The sequence below is a fragment of the Kitasatospora sp. NPDC091257 genome (assembly GCF_044757675.1).
Taxonomy (GTDB): domain Bacteria; phylum Actinomycetota; class Actinomycetes; order Streptomycetales; family Streptomycetaceae; genus Kitasatospora; species Kitasatospora lactacystinica.
Window position 1 is genome coordinate 1 of sequence record NZ_JBIVVI010001001.1, and the last position, 3436, is coordinate 3436.

Genomic DNA, 3436 nt, shown 5'->3' on the forward strand with positions numbered 1-3436 from the left:
GTGGCTCGCCAAGCCGGACCTGCTCACCGACGAGGAGATCGTGCGGCTCGTCACCGTCGCCGTGCGGTGTTCGTGGGGCGGCAGAGCATCGAAGTGGCCGGGATCGATCTGGTTCCGGGGCGCCGCCAGCTGGTATCCGGTGGGCGGAGCCGGCCGGCGCGGGTGTGCGTCGAGCCCCGGCGCGACCCGGCCCCGCCGACAGACGCCCGCAGACGGCCGACCGACAGGCGCCCGCAGACGGCCGACAGCCGCAGGCCGGTCGGCCCGCGGCTGTCGTGCGCCGTCCGGGTGGGCCGGAGCCGGCAATGGATCAGTGGATCAGCGGCGGGCGGCGAGGCCCTCCAGGCCGGGGACCAGGGTGGCCGGGGTGGGCAGGGCGGCGTTGTCGGCCTGCAGGCGGTGGGCGGCGTCGCGCAGCGCGGCGTCGGTGAGGATGCGGGTGAGCAGCGGGGTGTCGACGGCGTCGGAGGTGGAGCTCAGGGCGGCGCCGGTGGCGGTGATGGCGTCGGCGTTGAGGAAGTGGTCCGCGCCCTGGGGGAGCAGCAGCTGGGGCAGGCCCGCCTGGAGGGCGGTCAGCATGGTGCCCGAGCCGCCGTGGTGGATCAGCGCGTCGGCGCGGCCGAGCAGTTCGTTGAGCGGGACCCAGGGCAGGCCGCGGACGTTGGCGGGCAGGGTGCCGAGCGGGGCGAGGTCGGCGCTGCCGACCGCGAGCAGGAAGTCGGCGTCGACCTCGGCCGCCGCCTCGACCAGGCGGACCACCGCGCGGACGCCGTCGAGTTCGGCGAGCACGGTGCCCAGGGTGACGACCGCCCGCGGGCGGTCGGCCTTGCGGAGGAACTCGGCCGGGACGATGCCGCCGCCGTTGTACGGGACGTAGCGCATCGGCAGGCCGTCCGGGTCGCCGCCGAGCGGGCCGACGTTGAGCACCGCGGCGATGCCCGGGCCGGTCAGGCCGCGCTCCTCGTACAGGTCGGACACGTGCGAGGCCACCAGCTCGGTCATGGGACCGCCGGGGCTGGCACCGAAGTTCTGCACCACCGACGGGATCTTGAGCTGGGCGGCGACCAGCGGGGCGGCGGCCGCGAAGGAGTCGTGGACGATCAGGTCGGCGCCCCAGTCGGTGGCGGCCGCCAGCAGACCGTCCACGTCGGGACGGGAGGCGCGCGCGAACATCGCGGCCGCCATGTCGAGGATCTCGTCCTGGGTCCTGTTCCGGTTGACGTACTCGACCTTGCCGCCGAGAGCCTCCTCGATGATCTCCCGCAGGCTCCGGCCGTCGCCGATCTGGACGATGGGGAAGCCCGCGGACCGGATCAGCTCGACCGGCTGTCCGACGGCGAACAGGACCTCGTGCCCGACGGCGCGCAGCGCCTGGGCGGTGGGCACCATCGGGTAGAGGTGACCGGCCGCGGTGGGGCCGGTGAAGAGTATGCGCATGGTGGTCTCCTTGCGGATGTCGCTGACAAGGCAGTCTCACCTTTGAAGTTGACGTTCAGTCAATTCGATAAGGATCACCATGCGCGGTAATCGGCCTTTCTGGAGCAGGGCTTGCCTCTCGGGCAATGGTGTGCTCCGCGCGCCGGTCGCCCGGGCCGTGCGCGCCCGCCGGCCGGACCTCCCGTACGCCGCCGCCCGCTCCCTCCCGGCGGTCGGTTGCACGACGGCCGGTCGCGCGGCGGTCGGTCGTGCGACGGCCGGTCACGCGGCCGCGAGGAAGTCCCGGACGGTGCCGGTGAACGCCTCGGTCTCCTCGGCGAGCACGATGTGGCCGGTGTCGAACTCGGCGTAGGCGCTGCCGGGCAGGGCGGTGTGCAGCCGGCGGGCGTTCTCCACCGGGACGGTCGCGTCCTGGGTGCAGCCGATCACCAGGGCGGGCGCCTGGACGCGCGGGAGCAGCGGGCCGAGGTCCAGTCCGAGGTTGAGGGCGATGTGCCGCAGGGTGCCCGGAGTCGGTTGCATGTAGGCGGTGTTGGCCTGGACGGCGGCGCGCCCGATCCGGTCGAGGAAGCCGCGGCTGAAGGCGGTGAGGGTGGCGTAGCCGCCGAACGCGGCGGGGTGGTCGGCGAGCGAGAGCCAGGTGGCCATGGAGAGCCGCAGGTACTCGTCCTGGTCCGCGCTGATCCAGCCGGCGGCGGCGATCAGCCGGCGGACCCGCTCGGGGTGCAGGGCGGCGGTCGCGGTGGCGACGACGGCGCCGAGCGAGAAGCCGAGGACGTCGGCGGGGCCGCGGCCGGCGTCCTCGATCACGGCGGCGACCTGGGCGGCCAGCGCCTCCAGGGTGAGCGGCGCGCCGTCGTCGTCGGCGGCCTCGCTGCCGGAGAGGTCGGGCAGCAGCACGGTGCAGCGGTCGGTGAAGGCGTCCAGCAGGCCGTCCCACATGGCCGAGCCGGGGCCGGTGCCGTGCACCAGGACGAGGGTGTCGGGGCCGTCGCCGACGACGCGGTAGGGGATGCGGGCGGTGCCGACGGTGATGACGGGCATGGCGGGTCCTCTCGACAGGGGGCGGACGGTGGGTCAGAAGACGTGCGGCAAGCGGCCGGACGGCGGTTTCGGCCCGGCGGCTCGGCACGAGAAGTAAACTACACGGTGCAGATCAGTGATTCAACTGCACCGTGCAGTGCACTTTGAGGTGTGGGAACGGTGAGGGATGGAGCCGGGAGGGGAACTGCCCGTACCCGCCCGCCGTCCAAGCAGTGACGGAATGCCTGCCCGGGTTGAACGCCGGGAGGAGTACGGAGGGCCCTGTGCAGTCAGGTGGTGCCGAGCTGAACGTCGGATGTCCGGGCGGCGGCCCCGGAGGCGCGAGAGTCGCGCCGGTCCGTCGGCCGGGGTCCGGGCCGGGGTCGGAGCCGGGGGTGACGGTCGATCAACTCGATGCCGCCGAGCACTGCGAGACGCTGCTCCAGGACACCCTGGACGCGGTCCGTCCGGCGCCGGTCTGGCAGGGGGCGCCCGCACGGGCGGGGGCGCGGCTGCCGCTGCCGGGGCGCGAGTCGGAGCTGCTCTGGTACGTCACCCGGGGCCGGGACCTCCTCACCGTCGTCTCGCTGCCCCGGCGGGCGGTGCTGGCGGACGTGGTGGAGCGGCACTGGCGGCGGCGCGGCTGGACGATCACCTCGCTGAACGCCGGCCAGGAGCGCCCGGGCGTCGCCGCGACCACCCCGGACGGCTACCGGCTGGCACTGCGCTTCGGCGAGTCGGGCGAGGCCGGGCTGACCGCGAGTTCGCCGGGAGTGGCCCGCTCGGAGCGGGGCCCGGTGCTGTCCGGGAGCGTCGACCACTGCGCGCCGCCGCTGCCGTACGTCCGCTGTCCGTACTGGAGCGCCCTGGCGTAGGTGCCGGGACGCGCCGGGGAGGCCGGAGGAGTCGGTGGAAGGGGTACTCACTGCGGCGACGGGCGGCGTCGACGATGTGCTGGCTGTTGTCAGCTCGCATC

General features: G+C 74.4%; 3 protein-coding genes. 1 reads left to right on the top strand and 2 read right to left on the bottom strand.

Annotation, left to right across the window (positions count from 1 at the left end; all coding sequences use genetic code 11):
* Positions 1-318: 318 nt before the first annotated feature.
* Both ACIQOV_RS33375 and ACIQOV_RS33380 read right to left on the bottom strand, forming a co-directional pair.
* Positions 319-1437, bottom strand: coding sequence for a nucleotide disphospho-sugar-binding domain-containing protein (locus ACIQOV_RS33375; protein WP_401054498.1), 1119 nt, complete (start codon positions 1435-1437; stop codon positions 319-321).
* A gap of 261 nt (positions 1438-1698) precedes the next feature.
* Entirely contained in the window at positions 1699-2481 is a 783-nt protein-coding gene (locus tag ACIQOV_RS33380; protein ID WP_401054500.1) for an alpha/beta fold hydrolase, read from the bottom strand.
* Positions 2482-2855: 374 nt separating this feature from the next.
* On the opposite strand from ACIQOV_RS33380, the gene ACIQOV_RS33385 reads away from it, so the two are divergent.
* Positions 2856-3335, top strand: coding sequence for a hypothetical protein (locus ACIQOV_RS33385; protein WP_401054501.1), 480 nt, complete (start codon positions 2856-2858; stop codon positions 3333-3335).
* Positions 3336-3436 lie beyond the last annotated feature (101 nt).